Source organism: Halanaerobium kushneri (assembly GCF_900156285.1).
In the GTDB taxonomy this organism is placed as follows: Bacteria; Bacillota; Halanaerobiia; order Halanaerobiales; family Halanaerobiaceae; genus Halanaerobium; species Halanaerobium kushneri.
Genome location: NZ_FTNC01000020.1, coordinates 31327 through 49088 on the forward strand (window position 1 = coordinate 31327; position 17762 = coordinate 49088).

The window sequence follows — 17762 nt, forward strand, 5'->3', positions numbered from 1 at the left end:
TATTTGATAGAAAATATGAGAAAGGGGGGGCAAATGCAAAAAATTGCTATTGTTGGTGTTGGAGGGATGGGTACAGTGCATTTTAATAACTATGCTCAAATTAACGAAGCTGAGGTGAAAGCAGTTGTTGGTCCTTCAGAGGATGATCGGCAGAAAGCAGCTAACTGGGGAGTGAAAATTTATCCGACAGTAGAAGAATTACTGGTGGCTGAAGAAGTTGATATTGTGGATATCTGCACCCCTACATTTTTGCATGTTGAGCATGCTCTTAAAGCTTTGAATGCTGGCAAAAATATAATAATTGAAAAACCAGTTGCTCTACATGAAGAGGATGCGGAAAGAATATTTGCGCTGGCTTCAGAGATGGATGCTCAGGTATTTGTTGGTCAGGTGCTTCATTTTACCAGGGAAGTTGAGATTTTAAAAGAAGCAGTAAGAAGTGAAAAATACGGTAAGGTGCTGGATGCTTATTTTACTCGTTTAACAGCAGCACCCAACTGGGTTCAGGGGGGATGGATGTTTGATAAAGAAAAGAGCGGACTTTTGCCATTTGATTTGCACATTCATGATCTTGATTTAATTATCAGCTTGTTTGGTAGGCCTGAAAGCTACAGTTTTAATGCTGCCGGCAGAAAAGAAAGTGAGTTTAAAGAGCACTATCGTTTTAATTATAATTTTGGAGATTTAAATGTTGGAGCTGAGGCAGCCTGGTTTAATGCAAACTATCCTTTTACTGCCTGCTGGCGTGTCTATTTTGAACAGGGTCTCTTAGTCAAAGAAGAGGGTCTTATTTTTTATCCACCTGAGGGAGATCCAGTAGAATTTGATATAGAATCAGAACCTAAAATTGAAACAGGTATTAATTTACCACCGACCGCAATGTTTTATCATGAACTTTCTCATTTTATTGATTGTGCGGAGAAAGGAGTAACAACGGATCGAATGACAAAGAAAGAATTAATTACAACAGTTGAAATTTTAGAAGAGATTGCTGGTTTACAATAATATTTTGAACAGAGAATCGATTAATTTGGACAGGGGTTTTAACAGCAGTTTTAGCTGCTGAGTCTTATAGAGATTTTCAATAAAAAAAGGAGGAAATTTATTATGAAAAAAGCTTTAGTGTTTCTGGTTACTTTTTCTCTCTTAGTGACTCTTGTTTTTGCTGGCAGTGTAAGTGCTCAGGATAAGTATAAGATTGGTGTTCTGGCCCCGGCAGTTACTCATGGTTGGGTAGCAGCAGTTGCCTATCATGCTGAGGCACGCTGTGAGGAACTTTCTGATCAGATTGAATATCGAATTCAGACCAGCAGTAATGCTGCTGAAATGACTTCGCAGCTTGATGATTTAAAAACCTGGGGAGCAGAAGCAATAGTTGCCTTCCCACAGTGGACAGGTATGGAAGTCCCAATTAGAATGGCAATTGAAGATGGAATTGAAGTAGTAAACTTTGATATTAAAATTGATGTTGATGGTGTTTATAGAGTAGCTGGAGATAACTATGATATGGGAGTTGAAGGTGCACACTATATTACAGATAAGATTGGTAAAGAGGGAACAGTAGTGATTTTAGAAGTTCCAACAGCTGGTTCAGTATCTGAGCTCCGCAAAGCAGGATTTTTAGATACTCTAGAAGAAATAGGAGCTGATTTTGATCTGCATACTTATGCAACTAAGTTTACCCGTGAGGCAGGTCTAAGTGACATGTCAGATATTTTAATCAGACATGATCAGATTGATGCTGTTTATTCAATGGATGATGAAACCTCTATTGGGGTAGTTAAAGCAATTGAAGAAGCAGGTCGGGAAGATATCAAAGTAGTTACTGGTGGTGGAGGAATGCAGGAGTACTTTGAAATGATGCCGGAATATCAAAATATCTGGCTGGAGTCCGCACTTTATTCGCCAGCAATGGTAAAAGATGCTGTTGATATGGCATTAGATATCTTAAAGGGCAAAGATGTGCCTCAGGAAAAAATAATTCCTACTACCATAGTTGACCGTACAAATTATGAAAAGTTCCTGGATCCAGATTCTCCTTATTAATATTAAACAAATGGTTCAGTCAGCATTTTGAATTTCATAAACAATTATAATTGAGATATCAAATATACCAGATAATCAGAGGTTAAGAAATTTACCTGAATTATTGTACCAGGAAAGCAGGGATTTCATAGCCTCTGATTTGAATTGATGGGATGTGATTTAATGAAGATAGAAATGAAAAATATTTCCAGAGCATTTGGAGCAATTCAAGCCCTAAAAGATGTTGATTTTTCTGTTCAGGGAGGAGAAGTCTGTGCATTGATAGGAGAAAACGGAGCCGGAAAATCAACTCTAATGAATATTTTAGGAGGGGTACTGCCTGCTGATCAGGGAGAAATTTTAATTGACGGAGAAAAAGTAGAATTTAATTCGCCAGCTGAGTCATTGAATTCCGGGATAGCATTTATTCATCAGGAATTAAATTTGATCAATGATCTTCCCATTTATGAGAATATGTTTATTGGTCGGGAGTTGAAAAATAAGCGGGGTTTTTTAGATTTAGAAAAAATGGAGAGTAAGACGAGAGAAGTGTTTGAAAAAATGCAGATTAAGCTTGATCCGAAAACAATGGTTAGAGATCTTGATACATCCTATAAACAGATAGTTGAAATTTCAAGGGCAATTATGATGGATGCATCAATTATCATAATGGATGAGCCGACAACTTCGCTCACAGACCAGGAAATAGAGCGGGTATTTTCAATGATGGAAACTTTAAAAAAACATGATGTTGGAATAGTTTTTATTTCTCACAAATTGAGTGAAGTTATGGAATTTTGTGATCGTTATACTGTTCTTAGAAATGGAGAAACAGTTGCAGAAGGTTTAGTGGAAGAAGTTACTGTAGATCAGCTGGCTTATTCGATGGTTGGTCATGAAGTAAGAACAGAGTCACTGCAGCGAGAAACAGAATTTGGTGAGGAAGTTCTGAGAGTAGAAAATTTAACTTTTGAAAATAATTTTAAGGATATTTCATTTTCCGCTCATAAAGGAGAGATTCTGGGTGTTACAGGACTTTTGGGAGATGGACGCCGTGAACTTTTCGAAGCTATTTTTGGCAGCGGCCAGATTGAATCAGGAGAGATTTATTTAAAAGGTGAGAAAATTAGAGTCAGAAATACTACTGATGCTCTGCAGAAGGGAATAGGATATCTGCCCCGTGATCGTAAAGAAAATGGCATAATAAAAGATATGAATATTTTTGAGAATGCTTCAATTGTTACCTGGCCCATATTTGATAACTGGGGAGTTATTGATCTGGAAAGGCAGGAAAAAGAATTTGAACAGCAGGTGAAAGATCTACAGATTAAAATGGATCAAAAAAATGATCCGATAAATAGTCTTTCGGGTGGGAATCAACAAAAAATTGTACTTGCAAAATGGTTAATTGCAAGTCCGGAGCTCTTTATCCTGGATAATCCCACTCAGGGAGTTGATGTAGGAGCTAAAGAAGATATTTACGATATTATTTTAGAACTTGCAGCTGAAGATATTGCAGTAATTATTTTATCCAGTGAGGCCAAAGAAATTATTCGAATCTGTGACCGCAGTCTGGTGATGTATCATGGAATAATCCAGGGGGAACTTAAGGGAGATTCGATGACAGAACATGAGATTATGCGGCTGGCAACTGGTGCTCAGACTAATTCTAGGCAGGAGGGATCCTAAGATGCAGGATAAAGATAGAGAAAAAGGATTTAAAGATTGGTTTTTAGATAATTGGACAAATAAACCGATATTTAGCACCGGTATTGCCCTTGTTGTGATGATAATTTTACAGACCTGGAGTCTGGGGTTCGATTATGACTCTTTAGGCAGTTGGTTTCTTACCTGGATCAATAACTGGATAAATATTTTAAGAAATAATGCTGGAGTTGGTCTTATTGCTTTGGGAATGTCTTTTGTAATTATGTCAGCCGGAATTGATCTTTCTGTGGGATCAACTCTGGTAGCTGTTGGTGCTTCTTTGATGATGTTAATTGATAGAGGTCCCAATGGAATTCTAATTAATCTGGGAATTGAAGGAATACCAGCTATTTTTATTGCAGTAATTTTATCACTGGCAATTGGTTATTTTTTAGGTAATTTGAATGGGCTTTTAATTACCCGGGGGGGTATTCCACCTTTTGTGGTGACTCTGGCAACAATGAAATTCTACCGCAGTGTAACCCAGCACTTTATGCAGGGCTATAACCCAAGGGTACCAATGCAGTTTCTGGGGATTTCTAATTTTCAGATTGGCAGCTTTAGAGTGATGCCGGTAATTTACTGGCTGCTGATTGCAGGAGTTTTATATTTTGTCTCTAAACGGACAACATTTGGACGTCAAATTATTGCGGTTGGTTCCAACGAGCGTTCCGCTAACTTATCAGGGGTTAATGTTAAAAAAGTAAAGAGGAGAGTTTATGCAATTACCGGATTATTAGTATCTTTTGCAGCTATTATTCAGGTTTCCCGGATTGGATCAATGGATTATGCGAATGCTGGTAGTGGTTACGAGATGGAAGCAATTGCGGCAGCTGTTGTTGGTGGAACCAGCATGAGTGGAGGCCGCGGAACAGTAATTGGAACAATTCTTGGGGTTTTAATTATTGCTGTAATGAATAATCTGCTTAATTTACTTGGTGTTCCTCCTTTTCTGCGAGAGGCATTTAAAGGATTAATTTTAATTGGAGCTGTTTTAATGCAGAAAAAGCAGAAATCAGTTTGATTAAATTTATTTATATTTTGCGGAATATAGAATACTATTGAGAAGGCAAATAATTTAAACTGGGGAAGTGAGAAAATGGCTAAATTAAAAGTGGGAATTATTGGAACAGGTTTTGTTGGTCGAGCCCATGTTGAAGCATTAAGAAGAATCGGGAATGTTGAGGTTAAGGCAGTTGTGGCTAGTTCTTTAGAATCTTCTAAAAAAGCAGCGGCAGAATTAAATGTTCCTGGTTATTATGCTGATTATCTTAAAATGCTGGAAGAGGAGGATTTAGATATAGTTCATAACTGTACCCCTAATTATCTGCATTTTCCTATCAATCGAGATTTTCTGGAAGCAGGAGTCCATGTTTTTGCAGAAAAACCACTGGTGATGAATACAAAAGAGGGAAGAGAATTGCTGGAAATTATCGAAAAAAAAGAACTGTATACAGGAGTAAATTATAACTATCGGCATTATCCACTGGTTAAAGAAATGCAGAATCAGGTGCAGAAAGAGCTGGGAAAAATTCTTCATGTTCAAGGTCATTATTTGCAGGATTGGATGCTTTTTAAAACCGATTATAGCTGGCGTGTTGATCCTGAAAAAGGAGGTAAATCTAGAGTTGTAGCGGACATTGGATCTCATTTTTGTGATCTGCTGCAGTATCTGACTGGTAAAAAAATTAGTCGTTTAATTGCTAATACAAAAATTGTGTATTCTGAACGTAAAAAGCCGCTTTCTGAGGTGAAAAGTTTTGCTAAAGCTGATGCAGAGTCGGCGGAATATGAAGAATATCAGGTGGAAACAGAAGATTATGCTTCGATACTTTTTGAACTTGAAGATGGTACAGCAGGCAGTTTTATAGTTTCTCAGGTTAATGCCGGTCATAAAAATGATCTTTTTATCGAAATTAGTGGTAGTAAAAAGAGTATAAACTGGTCTCAGGAAAAGGCCAATCATTTATTTATTGGGCATCGGGAGCAGGCCAATCAGGATTTAGTTCGCGATCCTTCCCTCCTGGCTGGAAAAGCTGCTGAGCGCTGTTATTATCCAGGAGGTCATATTGAAGGTTGGTCAGAAGGTTTAAAAAACTCGATTAAGGATTTTTATGACTGTATCCGGGAAAATGGTGATCCAGCTGATTATGATTTTGCCACTTTTGCTGATGGTCAGCAGGAAGTTAAAATTACCGAGGCAATTTTAAAAAGCAGCCGGGAGGAAAAATGGATAGAAATTGAGTAAATTAATTATTTGGCTATGATATGGTTTTAATTATTAATTAAAATCTATTTTATAAATAACTTTAAAATACTTTTGAAATGGAGTGTTGAATATGGGAAGAAAAGTAACTTTATTTACCGGGCAGTGGGCAGACATGAAATTTGAAAATCTGGCACAGACTGTAAGTGAGATTGGTTATGATGGCCTGGAAATCGCCTGCTGGGGAGATCATCTGGATGTCCAAAAAGCAGCCAGAGAAAGTTCTTATGTAGAAAAGAAGTTAGCAATTTTGGATAAATATAATTTGGGAGTCTGGGCTATTGGCAACCATCTTGCCGGTCAGTGTGTTGGAGATCGTTATGATCCTCGTCTTGATAATTTTGCTCCGGAAAAATATGCAGGCAAACCGGATGAAATACAAAAATGGGCAATAGAAGAAATGCAGCTTACAGCAGTAGCAGCAGGTAATCTTGGTGTTAATCTAGTTACAGGTTTTACAGGTTCTCCTATCTGGAAGTTTTTTTATTCTTTCCCTCAGACCACAGAATCAATGATCGAAGAAGGATTTGATCGGATAGTTGAGCTGTGGAATCCAATTTTAGATGTATTTAAAGAAAATGGGGTTAAATTTGCTCTGGAGGTGCATCCGACAGAAATTGCATTTGATTTTTATACAGCTCAAAAACTTTTAGATAAATTTGACTGGCGGCCTGAATTCGGAATTAATTTTGATCCAAGTCACTTAATCTGGCAGGGACTGACTCCTCATTTGTTTTTGAGAGATTTTAGTGAGAGAATTTATCATGTGCATATGAAAGATGCAGCAGTGACTTTAAATGGACGGGAGGGAATTTTAGGCTCGCATCTCCCCTTTGGTGACCGCAGAAGAGGATGGGATTTTCGTTCTCTTGGACATGGAGATATAGATTTTGATGAAATAATTAGAGAATTAAATCTGATGAATTATACTGGACCCCTATCTGTAGAATGGGAAGATAGTGGAATGGATAGAATTTATGGTGCTCGGGAAGCACTTAACTTTGTCCGGGATATAGATTTTAAGCCCTCAGAACTGGCCTTTGATGATTCGATGGAAAAATAATATTTTATGGTACCAGGTTCAAAACGACCGTTTTGAACCTGGTTAAAGTGCGTTATTTCACAAAAACAAATAATTATATTTCTTATTATTAGCCTGTTTCCAGTATCTGGGGCAGGTTATTTTTTATATAATATTATTTAGCAAAAAAATCACTTAAACACTTATTATTTTTATTTAAATTCACATATGTGCAAAAACAATCATAAAATAATATAATTTATTCTTGACATATCCCATATTTTAGTATTATAATTTAAATATAGTAAAATAAATCAAACAAAAACTATCACATATGTTAAAAAAATGAACAGAGGTGATTAAAATTAACAGAGAAAGAATGAGAACTTTAAAAAAGGTTGCACATTTGTACTATGAAAAGAATATGAATCAAAAGGAAATTGCAAAAATAGTAGATGTCTCAAGATCACAAATTTCACGAATGTTAACTGAAGCAAAAAATGAGGGGATAGTTAAAATTACTATTTTAGACACAGTTGACTCCTGTGAACACCTGGAAGAATCTTTAAAAAAATATTTTGGTTTAAAAGATGCAATTGTTGTTCCAACAACCAGCTATATTCCAGATATGATCAGACAGGTGGTTGGTCAGGCGGCAGCAAATTATTTAAACAGTATAATTAAGAGCAATCAAAAAATAGGGGTTTCCTGGGGAATTTCAGTTTATGAGATGATTAAGTCTATGAAATCATTAAATCTGGCAGAAACTACAGGTATTGAAGTTGTTCAATTAATAGGAGGACTTGGTCAAACCTCAACAACTTTACAATCTTTTAGTCTTGCAAATGAACTCTCTAATATTTTAGATGGACAATCGCATTTAATGCATGCTCCTGGTTTTGTCAGCAACTCAAATTTAGTGGATAATTTAAAGAAAGATAAAGAAATTGGGGCAATTTTAGAAAAGGGCAGAAACGTTGATATAGCTCTAATGGGACTTGATGCTTTATGGAAACACAGATCTCTGGTTCAGGTAGATAACTTAACAGAAAATGATTTGGATTTATTAGAAGAAAAAGGTGCAGTTGGTCAAAGCTGTTTTAGATTTTATGATATTAATGGAAATATCTGTAGTAAATCTATTGACGAGCGGGTTTTAAGTATATCTTTAGCTGAGCTTAAAGATATCGAAACAGTGATTGGAATTGCAACATCATTGGATACTACAGAAGCTATTTTAGGAGGATTACGGAATGGTTTTCTTGATGTTTTAGTTAGTGATGAAAAAACTGTCGAAGAAATAATTTTTCAGCAGGAAGATTTTTTAGAGCAAAATAATTAGTAGAAGGAGTAGTCTAAATGATCTTTTATAAGAAGAAGAATAAATATCTGAGCATATTTATATTTTTGCTTCCCAGTGTTCTGGGATTAATAGTATTCGGAATATTGCCAATGTTGGGTTCTTTATCGCTAAGTTTTTCAGAATGGGATATCATAAGTGGTCCACCTAAACTGATAGGATTAGATAATTTTGTTAACATCTTAAAAAGTGAAGAGTTTTGGCGAGTCTTAAATAATACCCTTTATTATATTATCCTTTATATCCCACTAATTTTAATTTCTTCGCTTTCACTTGCTCTTTTATTAAATAATAATTTTAAAGGTATTAAGATCTATAGGACTCTTTATTATATACCGGTTATAACTTCCTGGGTAGCCGGTTCACTAATCTGGAAAATTGTTTTAAATCCGCAGTTTGGAGTTCTAAATAATATTTTAAATTTTATAGGTCTCCAGGGACCAGGCTGGTTATATGACCAAAGCTGGGCCATGCCAGGGATAGTACTTGCTAGTATCTGGAAAGATGTTGGCTTTTTTGGTCTGATTTTATTTTCTGGTTTAAGAGGGATTTCTCCAACTTACTATGAAGCAGCAAAAATTGATGGAGCAAATAGCTGGCAGAGATTTAAAAACATAACTTTACCACTGATATCTCCTACTTTATTATTTGTCATTATTATTTCTCTGATTAATTCTTTTCAGCTTTTTCCCCAGGTAATGATTATGACTCAGGGTGGTCCAAATGGAGCAACTCAGGTAATGGTCGAAAGAATTTATAAATATGCTTTTCAATATTATAAGATGGGTTATGCTTCAGCTTTTTCATGGTTATTATTTATTATTGTTTTTGTTGTAACACTTGTTCAGATGAAACTGCAAAAAAGGTGGGTCCATTATGAGTCATAATAAATTAAAAGGCAGTATATTCTTTTATTTTTCAGCAACTTTAATAGCAATTTTCATGCTTTTACCTTTTTTCTGGATGATCAGTACTTCTTTAAAAAGTAGTGGTTCTGTAATGACAATACCTATACAGTGGATTCCAGAAAATCCTGGTTTTAATTCTTATAGAAAAGTTTTTGAAATTTTTCCTTTTGCCAGATCCATTTTTAACAGTGTTTTTGTGGCAGTAGCTACAACATTAATTACGGTTTTGTCATCTGCAATGGCAGCTTATGTTTTTGCTAAATTTGAATTTAAGGGAAGAGAAATTTTATTTTCGCTTTATCTGGCAACTCTCATGATTCCCAAACAGGTAACGATGATTCCCAATTTTTTAATTATAAGAGAAATTGGTTTATTAAATACTTTTACTGGTTTAATGCTTCCATCCTTATTTAATGCTTTTGCCACATTTATGCTGCGGCAGAATATAAAGACAGTTCCTGATTCTTATATAGAAGCTGCAGTAATGGAAGGATCATCACAATTTAGAATTTTTAAGGACATAATTTTACCACTTGTAAAGCCGACTCTGGCTACCCTAACAGTAATTACATTTATGGAAGCCTGGAATAGATATCTCTGGCCTCTAATTGTTCTGACAGATCGAAGTAAAATGACACTTCCGGTTGGTCTGAGCCTATTAAATGGTCAGTATGGAGAACAGTACAATCTTTTGATGGCAGGAAGTTTAATTTCGATAATTCCGATGTTACTGGTATATATTTTTGCGCAGAAATATTTTGAGAAGGGTTTAAGTGTAGGTGGAATAAAAGGTTAATTTGGTGGAGGTGAGTAAAGAGAAAATTATTCTATTTTAAAATTTTAATACTGGTCTTTTAAAAATCAACTGAATAATCAAAGGAGGAAAAAGAATGCTAAAAAGAGTATCTATATTATTAATGGTGAGTATACTTATTTCTTTACTAGGTTTTACTTCAGGAGTGTTAGCACAGGATGCTACAGAAGTCGACTTTATGACTTTTTCTGGTAGTGGATCAAACCTGGAATACTTAAATCAGATGAAAGAGGAATTTGAAAAAGAAAATCCGGAAATTAAGATTAATATTATGACTGTAGGTTATGAAGATTACTTTGTAAATTTACAGACTAAAATTGCCGGTGGAATGGCTCCTGATGTTTATGAATTAAATTATGAAAACTTTGTTACTTATGCAAAAAAGAATGTATTAAAAGAACTGGATACTGTGATTGATCAAAATGAATTTGATAAATCTCAACTAAATGAAAAAGCTCTAAATGCATTTCAAATAAATGATAACCAATATGGTCTGCCATTTAGTTTTTCAAATGTAGTTATGTTTTATAATGAAGAATTATTTGATCAGGCTGGTGTTGATTATCCAGACAGTGACTGGAAGTGGGATGATTCGCTGGCGGCAGCTAAACAGATCAGGGATTTAGGACAGCATATTTATGGAATTTATCAGCCGGTAACTTTTTGGGAATTCTATAAGATGGTTGAGCAAAACGGAGGCTCAATTATTGATGAGCAGAAAAAAGAATTTGTAATTAACTCCCCGCAAAATATTAAGACTCTGGAGTATATGATAGACAGAGTTCAGGAGAGTAATGTTATGCCAACCGAAGCTCAACTTTCTGGTATGCAGGATTGGGATTTATTTAAATCCGGTAGAGTAGGTATGATTGTGACCGGCATCTGGGCCTTTCCTGATTTTGCCAAAAATATTGATTTTGAATGGGATATTGCAGTAGAACCTGGAAATACTCAAAAAGCTACTCACTTTTTTGCTAATGGTCTGGTAATGAATAAAAAAACTGATAAATCTTCTGAGGCTTTTAAATGGATGAGTTTTTTATCAGCAAGCAAAGAGGCAGCAGAAATCAGAGTTGAAAGTGGTTGGGAACTTCCTGCAATTACAGATCAGGAGATATTGAGTGATTATACAGAAATAACCCCCCCTGAAAATAGAAAAGCAGTATTTGAATCACTTAATTATTTAGTAACTCCACCTGTGATTGAACAATTTGCTGAGATGTCTGATATTATTAATCAGCAAATACAGGCAGCTAGAGATGGATTGAAAACTCCCGCAGAAGCTTTAAATGAAGCTCAGACACAATTAGAATCAACTATAGAAATTAATTAATGATAATTTAAAAGATATATTATAGTTGAGGTAGTATATTGGTTACATAGATTTATAAACTTTTATACTACCTCTTAATAATTCAAGAAATTTAGGAGAGATTAATTATGCAGAAATATAATATTAAACATATACCGGAAGGATTTAATGATCCTTATAGGAATTTTGATTTTGAAAGAATACCAAGAAAACCTGTTGAAGATGATTTTGTAATTATTAAAGCAATAATTGAACCAGATAATCTGACTGAAAAAGATGTTTTTTTAAACTGGAAGTTAAATGGGAAAGAACAGAAAAATATAAAATCTGAAATAGTAATTGATCACGTAAATGATAAAAAATATTACAAATTTGAGCTGGGTAGATTTTCGGCTGAAGATAAAATTGAATATTATATTAGTGTTAAGAATCAAAAGTCTAATATTAAATCTAATAAATTTGAATTTATTACTGCCAAAAAATATAAATTAGATTCAATTGAAAAAGTTAATTATAATCAAAAAAATAATTTTTTAGAAGTCATCTTTTCAGAAACATCAAATATGGTCCCCAGAATTTATTTTTATTTTGATCAGGGGAATTTACGAATTTCTTTATCTTTAGAGGAAATAGTAATAGAAGGTGAAGAAAGAGTTGAACTTGATAAAAGAAATGGGCAGTATTTTTTAAAAGATGACGAGACTGGAATAGAAATTCAGGTCAGTAAAGAACCAATGAATATAATTATTAGGCAAAAAGAAGATATCTTATTAAAGACAGCTGAAAATATTTTGCCAGCCTTTGAATTAACTAATTACTTTAATGGGAAATTTGAGCTCAATATTAATTTTGAAAATAAGGCAGAAGATTTTTTTGGTTTTGGAGAAAGATACAATAGTCTAAACCAAAAAGGATTAGAACCGGATATCTGTGTTTATAACGAATATTTATATCAAAAGGATAAAACATATATTCCAGTACCGTTTTTCTTTACTTTAAGTGGTTTTGGGCTAAATATTAACACTCCAAATTATATCAAATTCTCTTTAAATCAGGAAAACAAAATTTTGCAAATCAAAACTAAACTAAACAATAATAAAACAAATTTGAATTTTGATATATTCACCGGCAAACCCAGATCAATTTTAAAGAAATATTTAAAAAAAGTGGGACAAGCAAAATTACCACCTAAATGGGTTTTTGGGCCCTGGATGTCAGGTAATAGCTGGAACAGTCAGGATATTATTTCCAAACAGATACAGCTAATGAATGATTTTGAGATTCCCGCAACTGTAATTGTGGCAGAAGCCTGGAGTGATGAATCAACATTCTATATTTTCAATGAAGCTGAATATGATTTAAAAGAGGGAAAAGAGAGTTTTACTTATGATGATTTCAAATTTAGTAAGGATGGTAAATGGCCTGATCCAAAATCTATGGTAGAGAATATTCATAACAATAATCTTAAATTTATTTTATGGCAGATTCCAATTATCAGAAAACCAGAAAATAATAACAGACAGCATTTAAATGATGAAAAATTTGTTATAGAAAATAATTACTGTGTTTTAAATGAAGATGGTAGTCCCTATAGAATACCGGATGGCTGGTTTAAAGGGAGTCTGCTTTTAGATTTTAATAATCAGGAGGCAGTTAAATGGTGGTTTGAAAAAAGAAAATATTTAACTGAAGAGCTTAATGTAGATGGATTTAAAACCGATGGCGGAGAATTTGTTTTTGATGAGAATATTGAATTTGCTGATGGTAAAACTGGAATGGAAATGAGAAATGAATATCCGATCAGCTATATTAAAGCCTATAATGACTTTATAGGCGAGGAAAGAATAACCTTTAGTCGAGCTGGTTTTAGCGGAGCACAAAAGTATCCCATTTACTGGGGTGGAGATCAAATTTCAGATTTTAAAACACTGAAGAATATGATTGTTGCCGGGCTCTCAATGAATATCTCTGGTAACCCTTTCTGGGGCTGGGATATTGGAGGCTTTTCTGGCGAAATTCCAACAGCTGAATTATTTATCCGTTCAACTCAAATGGCAGTCTTCTGTCCGGTAATGCAGTTCCATTCTGAAAATTATCTTGAAACAGATAACTGGGATCGCAGTCCCTGGAATATAGCAGAGAGAACAGAAAGTGAAGAAGTCCTAAATATTTATAGAGATTATGCAAATTTGAGAATGAATTTAATACCATATATTTATCAGGAAGCATCTAATTCAGCAAATAATTATGAGCCAATGATGAGACCCCTTGTTTATGATTACCCTCAAGATCAAAATTTAATTAATATTGAAGATCAGTACTTATTTGGCAGATCACTTCTGGTTGCTCCGATTATAGAGAAAGATTCCCGACAGCGTGAAATCTATTTACCAGCAGGTAAATGGATTGATTTCTGGAATGGCCAAGAGTATCAGGGTAATAAATATCTTAAATATTTAGCTGATTTAGAAAAAATTCCGGTATTTATAAAAAATAATTCCGTTGTTCCACTCAACTTGAATGAGGACTTTGAGCTGGGTAAATATATAGGTAATGAATTAGATGAATATAATAAACTTGCATTCTGGGTAAATGGAAATATAGAAGAATATACATTTGAAGATGACTTGAATAATAAGCTAGTATTAACTCAAACAGCTAATAAAATAAAAGTGAACTTTAATGATGCTGATTTAAAGGAAGTATATATACTTACCAAAGAAGATAGCTTTGATAATAATTTAGTATCTGCAATGAAAAATGATAGTGATTTTTTTGTTTATCAAATTACTAATGAGTGATTAATATGAAATTAAGAGATTATCATAGATTTACAAAAGAATTATCTCAGAATCTAAAATCTGAAGCTGATGTTATAGGATTACTGGCACTAGGTTCTATGGCTGAGAAAGATCATGATCCAGATCTCTGGTCTGATCATGATTTTTCCATAATAGTAAAGGCAGGAAATCAGGATAAATATATAGACAAACTTTTCTGGCTTCCAGAAGAGTATGAAGCTGTTTTCACTTATAAAGAAGCGGCAAACAGTAGAAAGATAATATTAAAAAATATGCATTTAATTGAATATGCTGTTTTTACATTAGAAGACCTCAAAAAACTTAAAATTAATAGTTATCGGCTTTTAATTGATAAAAATGGAATTAGCGATTATATTGAAGAAATAAAAAATGAGACTTCCAGGACTTCTAAATTACTAACAGAGAATAAAGTTTTGCTTGGAAATCTATTGACAGATCTCTTCATTGGGATTGGTAGATATAAAAGGGGAGAAAAGATAAGTGCTCACTACTTTATTAAAGAAAAAGGATTAAAGCAATTATTATTATTAATCGAAAAGAATATCGATAATAATGAAATAGATAATTTAGATAACCTTGATCCTTTCCGAAGATTTGAATATAATTATCCTGACTTAGCTTTAATGATTAATCAAATTATTGATGCTGAAATAATTTCTGCTGCTGAAAATATACTAGAATTTCTGCAGGCTCAGCTGAGAGAAGTTCTTGATTTGTCAGAGCAAAAAACTATTAAAATATTGAATAATTACATTAAAAAATGAATTTAGGAGTGATAAATTTGGCGGGGAAATTAAAAGACTATCGGCTTAAAAATAATCAGATTGAACTAATATATGAATCTAAAATCTATATTGTTGAAATAATTGAAGCAGGAATAATTCATCTTTTTGATTCAGATTATAAGGATTATAATTCTTATGCTGTTGAAGATTATGAATTAACTACTGCAGATACTGACTTTGAAATTAATAATAAAAGGGGTAGATTGCTGATAACTACAGCAGAACTCATTATAGAGATAGAAGATAATTTTAAAGTAGATTTTTATGATCTAAATCATAACCCTATTTCTAGAGACTATTCAGGAGAAAGGGACCCCTTTATTAGAAGAAATAACAGTAACCTTGCTGAAGAAGAAGGTCATAAACTGCAGGAAGAATTAAAGGACAAGCCTGTTGAAGTTTTAAAAGAAATTACTGCTGCAGAAAAATTTTATGCTCTGGGAGATAGAACCGGTCATTTAAACAATAGAGGCTACAGATACCAACTCTGGAATACTGATGACCCTTCTCCTCATGTAGAAAGTTTTGAGGTCTTATACAAATCGATTCCATTTGTGCTTGGTTTAAAAGATGATTATGCTTATGGTTTGTTTTTTGATAATAGCTTTAGATCCTATTTTGATTTTGGCAAAGAAAATAATGACTACTTTTATTATGCAGCTGAGGGAGGTAGTTTAAACTACTATTTTATTAATGGCCCTTCAGCTAAAAAAGTAATAGAGTCCTATACCAAACTAACAGGAAGAACTCCTCTGCCGCAAAAATGGACACTTGGTAATCAACAGAGTCGTTGGAGTTATGACAGTCGAGAGTGAGTTGAAGAAATTGCTGATAACTTTAGAAAAAAAGACATACCCTGTGATGTAATTCATTTAGATATTGATTATATGGATGATTATAAGGTTTTTACCTGGGATGAAGATAAATTTAATAACATGCAGGAAATGATTGAAAATCTGCATGAAAAAGGTTTTAAGGTTGTAACAATAATAGATCCCGGTATCAAAAAAGAAAAAGGATATCAGGTATTTGACCAGTGTCTTGAAAACGAATTTTATCTAACAGATCCAGATGGGATTCCATATGTAAATGAAGTCTGGCCGGGTGAATGTGTTTTCCCTGATTTTACTAATTCAGACTGCAGGAATTGGTGGGCGGATAATCACAAAAGATTATTAGAAATTGGTATTGACGGTATCTGGAATGATATGAATGAACCTGCAAGTTTTAATGGTCCTCTACCGGAAAATGTACTCTTTGATAATGATGGAAAGAAAATAGAGCACAAAGAGGCCCACAATATTTATGGCCATTTAATGTCTAAATCAACTTATGAGGGTTTAAATAATTTAACTGATAAAAGACCTTTTGTAATTACAAGAGCAAGTTATGCAGGAACTCAAAAATATTCTACATTCTGGACAGGTGATAACCAGAGCCTCTGGGAACATCTGCGGATGGCCCTTCCGATGCTGATGAATATGGGACTCAGCGGACTCAGCTTTTCTGGAACAGATATTGGTGGTTTCGGTTTTGATTCTTCTGCCGAATTACTGACTCGCTGGTATCAGGCAAGTATTTTTACTCCACTGTTTCGGAACCACAGCAGTACTGGTAGTAGAGATCAGGAGCCATGGGCTTTTGATCAGGAGGTTGAAGAAATTTCTAAAAAATATATTAAGTTAAGATATAAATTTATTCCATATATTTATGATTTGCTCTGGCAGGGAGAAAAAACGGGATTACCTGTTATGAGACCTTTATTTCTCCATAATCAGAGTGACAATAACACCTATAATTTAAATGATCAGTTTTTAGCTGGTGAAAATATCATGGTCGCTCCAGTAGTTCAGCAGGGGCAGAAGTATAGAAAAGTTTATCTGCCAGAAGGTAAATGGATTGATTACTGGACTGGAAAAGAACATCAGGGTAATAATTATATTCTAAAAGAATCTAATCTTGATACTCTGCCGATGTACATTAAAAAGGGCAGTATTATTCCAAACTATGAAGCTCAAAATTATATTGGAGAAAAGGAAATGGATGAACTTAAACTTAAAATATATCCTGGTGATGGTAGTTATCTTCATTATCAGGATGATGGAGAAAGCTTTGAATATCAGAAAGGTAAGTATAATTTATATAAATTTACTCAAAATGTATATGATCAAAATTATAAAGTAACTCTGGAATTTGAAAATAAAGGATATAATGAATTTTACAACAGCTTTGAAGTTGAGTTTTTTAATACTGAAATTACTGAGATAAAAGTTGATGAACAAAAAATTAATTTTGAAAAAGGAAGTCAAAGTGTTACTTTTAATATTGAAGGAGACTTTTGCAAAATTGAGTTATTAAAAACTTAAATAATGAATAACTTATGTCCGTCTTTTTGGCGGGCATTTTTTTATTATATAGGAAATTATGCTTTTGCAGGAATGTGGATAACTTTATAGAAGGATAAAAATATTATGAGCCCAAAACAAAGAGGAAAACGTATTAAAGTTAAAACAATATTGAATGATCACTGGGAAGAGTTTAAGATTAAACATCTTCCAGGTAGAGTGCCTGCTGATATGTTAAACCATGTAATTGATCAGGTAGAAAAGTCAATGAAATGTGGTAATCCAGAAAATGGTTATGCTAAATATAAATGCTTGGACTGTGGTCAAGAGCATATCGTCAGCTTCAGCTGCAAAAGTAGATTCTGCTCCAGATGTGGTAAAGTCTATGTAGATAAAT

Annotated in this window: 13 protein-coding genes and 1 pseudogene; all 14 read left to right on the top strand. The window is 33.8% G+C overall.

Annotated features, from left to right (window positions below; translation table 11 throughout):
• Positions 1 to 33 precede the first annotated feature (33 nt).
• Positions 34 to 1005, top strand: a complete 972-nt coding sequence (locus BW929_RS11680) for a Gfo/Idh/MocA family protein (RefSeq protein WP_076545672.1) — start codon at positions 34 to 36, stop codon at positions 1003 to 1005.
• 102 nt (positions 1006 to 1107) lie between these two features.
• The gene (locus BW929_RS11685) at positions 1108 to 2046 is read left to right on the top strand and encodes an ABC transporter substrate-binding protein (RefSeq protein ID WP_076545673.1); all 939 of its coding nucleotides are present in this window, start codon (positions 1108 to 1110) and stop codon (positions 2044 to 2046) included.
• Positions 2047 to 2208: 162 nt separating this feature from the next.
• Positions 2209 to 3714, top strand: coding sequence for a sugar ABC transporter ATP-binding protein (locus BW929_RS11690; protein ID WP_076545674.1), 1506 nt, complete (start codon positions 2209 to 2211; stop codon positions 3712 to 3714).
• 1 nt (position 3715) lies between these two features.
• Complete coding sequence (locus BW929_RS11695) at positions 3716 to 4756, top strand: ABC transporter permease (protein ID WP_076545675.1); 1041 nt, start codon at positions 3716 to 3718, stop codon at positions 4754 to 4756.
• 75 nt (positions 4757 to 4831) lie between these two features.
• A complete protein-coding gene (locus BW929_RS11700; protein ID WP_076545676.1) occupies positions 4832 to 5980 on the top strand; it encodes a Gfo/Idh/MocA family protein in 1149 nt (382 codons plus the stop codon).
• A 91-nt stretch (positions 5981 to 6071) separates the two neighbouring features.
• The gene (locus BW929_RS11705; protein WP_076545677.1) at positions 6072 to 7061 is read left to right on the top strand and encodes a sugar phosphate isomerase/epimerase family protein; all 990 of its coding nucleotides are present in this window, start codon (positions 6072 to 6074) and stop codon (positions 7059 to 7061) included.
• A gap of 364 nt (positions 7062 to 7425) precedes the next feature.
• Entirely contained in the window at positions 7426 to 8361 is a 936-nt protein-coding gene (locus BW929_RS11710) for a sugar-binding transcriptional regulator (RefSeq protein WP_159437163.1), read from the top strand.
• Positions 8362 to 8378: 17 nt separating this feature from the next.
• Positions 8379 to 9266 (top strand): carbohydrate ABC transporter permease, encoded by an 888-nt coding sequence (locus tag BW929_RS11715; RefSeq protein WP_076545679.1) that lies wholly within the window; start codon positions 8379 to 8381, stop codon positions 9264 to 9266.
• Complete coding sequence (locus BW929_RS11720) at positions 9256 to 10083, top strand: carbohydrate ABC transporter permease (protein ID WP_076545680.1); 828 nt, start codon at positions 9256 to 9258, stop codon at positions 10081 to 10083. The genes BW929_RS11715 and BW929_RS11720 overlap by 11 nt, the downstream gene beginning before the upstream one ends.
• Positions 10084 to 10177: 94 nt before the next feature.
• Positions 10178 to 11434 (top strand): ABC transporter substrate-binding protein, encoded by a 1257-nt coding sequence (locus BW929_RS11725; protein ID WP_076545681.1) that lies wholly within the window; start codon positions 10178 to 10180, stop codon positions 11432 to 11434.
• A gap of 107 nt (positions 11435 to 11541) precedes the next feature.
• Positions 11542 to 14214, top strand: a complete 2673-nt coding sequence (locus tag BW929_RS11730; protein ID WP_076545682.1) for a glycoside hydrolase family 31 protein — start codon at positions 11542 to 11544, stop codon at positions 14212 to 14214.
• Positions 14215 to 14219: 5 nt separating this feature from the next.
• The gene (locus BW929_RS11735; protein WP_076545683.1) at positions 14220 to 14999 is read left to right on the top strand and encodes a hypothetical protein; all 780 of its coding nucleotides are present in this window, start codon (positions 14220 to 14222) and stop codon (positions 14997 to 14999) included.
• Positions 14996 to 17386 (top strand): annotated as a pseudogene (locus BW929_RS15680) (TIM-barrel domain-containing protein). Before BW929_RS11735 ends, BW929_RS15680 begins: the two are co-directional and overlap by 4 nt.
• 105 nt (positions 17387 to 17491) lie before the next feature.
• Positions 17492 to 17762: transposase zinc-binding domain-containing protein (locus BW929_RS11745; protein WP_200805244.1), on the top strand; the 271-nt coding region annotated here is incomplete at its 3' end.

Bases quoted from the DNA above. Each gene is read 5' to 3' on its own strand.
- BW929_RS11700 (WP_076545676.1), top strand. From the start codon at position 4,832: ATGGCTAAATTAAAAGTGGGAATTATTGGAACAGGTTTTGTTGGTCGA.
- BW929_RS11715 (WP_076545679.1), top strand. From the start codon at position 8,379: ATGATCTTTTATAAGAAGAAGAATAAATATCTGAGCATATTTATATTT.
- BW929_RS11720 (WP_076545680.1), top strand. From the start codon at position 9,256: ATGAGTCATAATAAATTAAAAGGCAGTATATTCTTTTATTTTTCAGCA.
- BW929_RS11705 (WP_076545677.1), top strand. From the start codon at position 6,072: ATGGGAAGAAAAGTAACTTTATTTACCGGGCAGTGGGCAGACATGAAA.
- BW929_RS11735 (WP_076545683.1), top strand. From the start codon at position 14,220: ATGAAATTAAGAGATTATCATAGATTTACAAAAGAATTATCTCAGAAT.
- BW929_RS11695 (WP_076545675.1), top strand. From the start codon at position 3,716: ATGCAGGATAAAGATAGAGAAAAAGGATTTAAAGATTGGTTTTTAGAT.
- BW929_RS11685 (WP_076545673.1), top strand. From the start codon at position 1,108: ATGAAAAAAGCTTTAGTGTTTCTGGTTACTTTTTCTCTCTTAGTGACT.
- BW929_RS11690 (WP_076545674.1), top strand. From the start codon at position 2,209: ATGAAGATAGAAATGAAAAATATTTCCAGAGCATTTGGAGCAATTCAA.
- BW929_RS11730 (WP_076545682.1), top strand. From the start codon at position 11,542: ATGCAGAAATATAATATTAAACATATACCGGAAGGATTTAATGATCCT.
- BW929_RS11680 (WP_076545672.1), top strand. From the start codon at position 34: ATGCAAAAAATTGCTATTGTTGGTGTTGGAGGGATGGGTACAGTGCAT.
- BW929_RS11725 (WP_076545681.1), top strand. From the start codon at position 10,178: ATGCTAAAAAGAGTATCTATATTATTAATGGTGAGTATACTTATTTCT.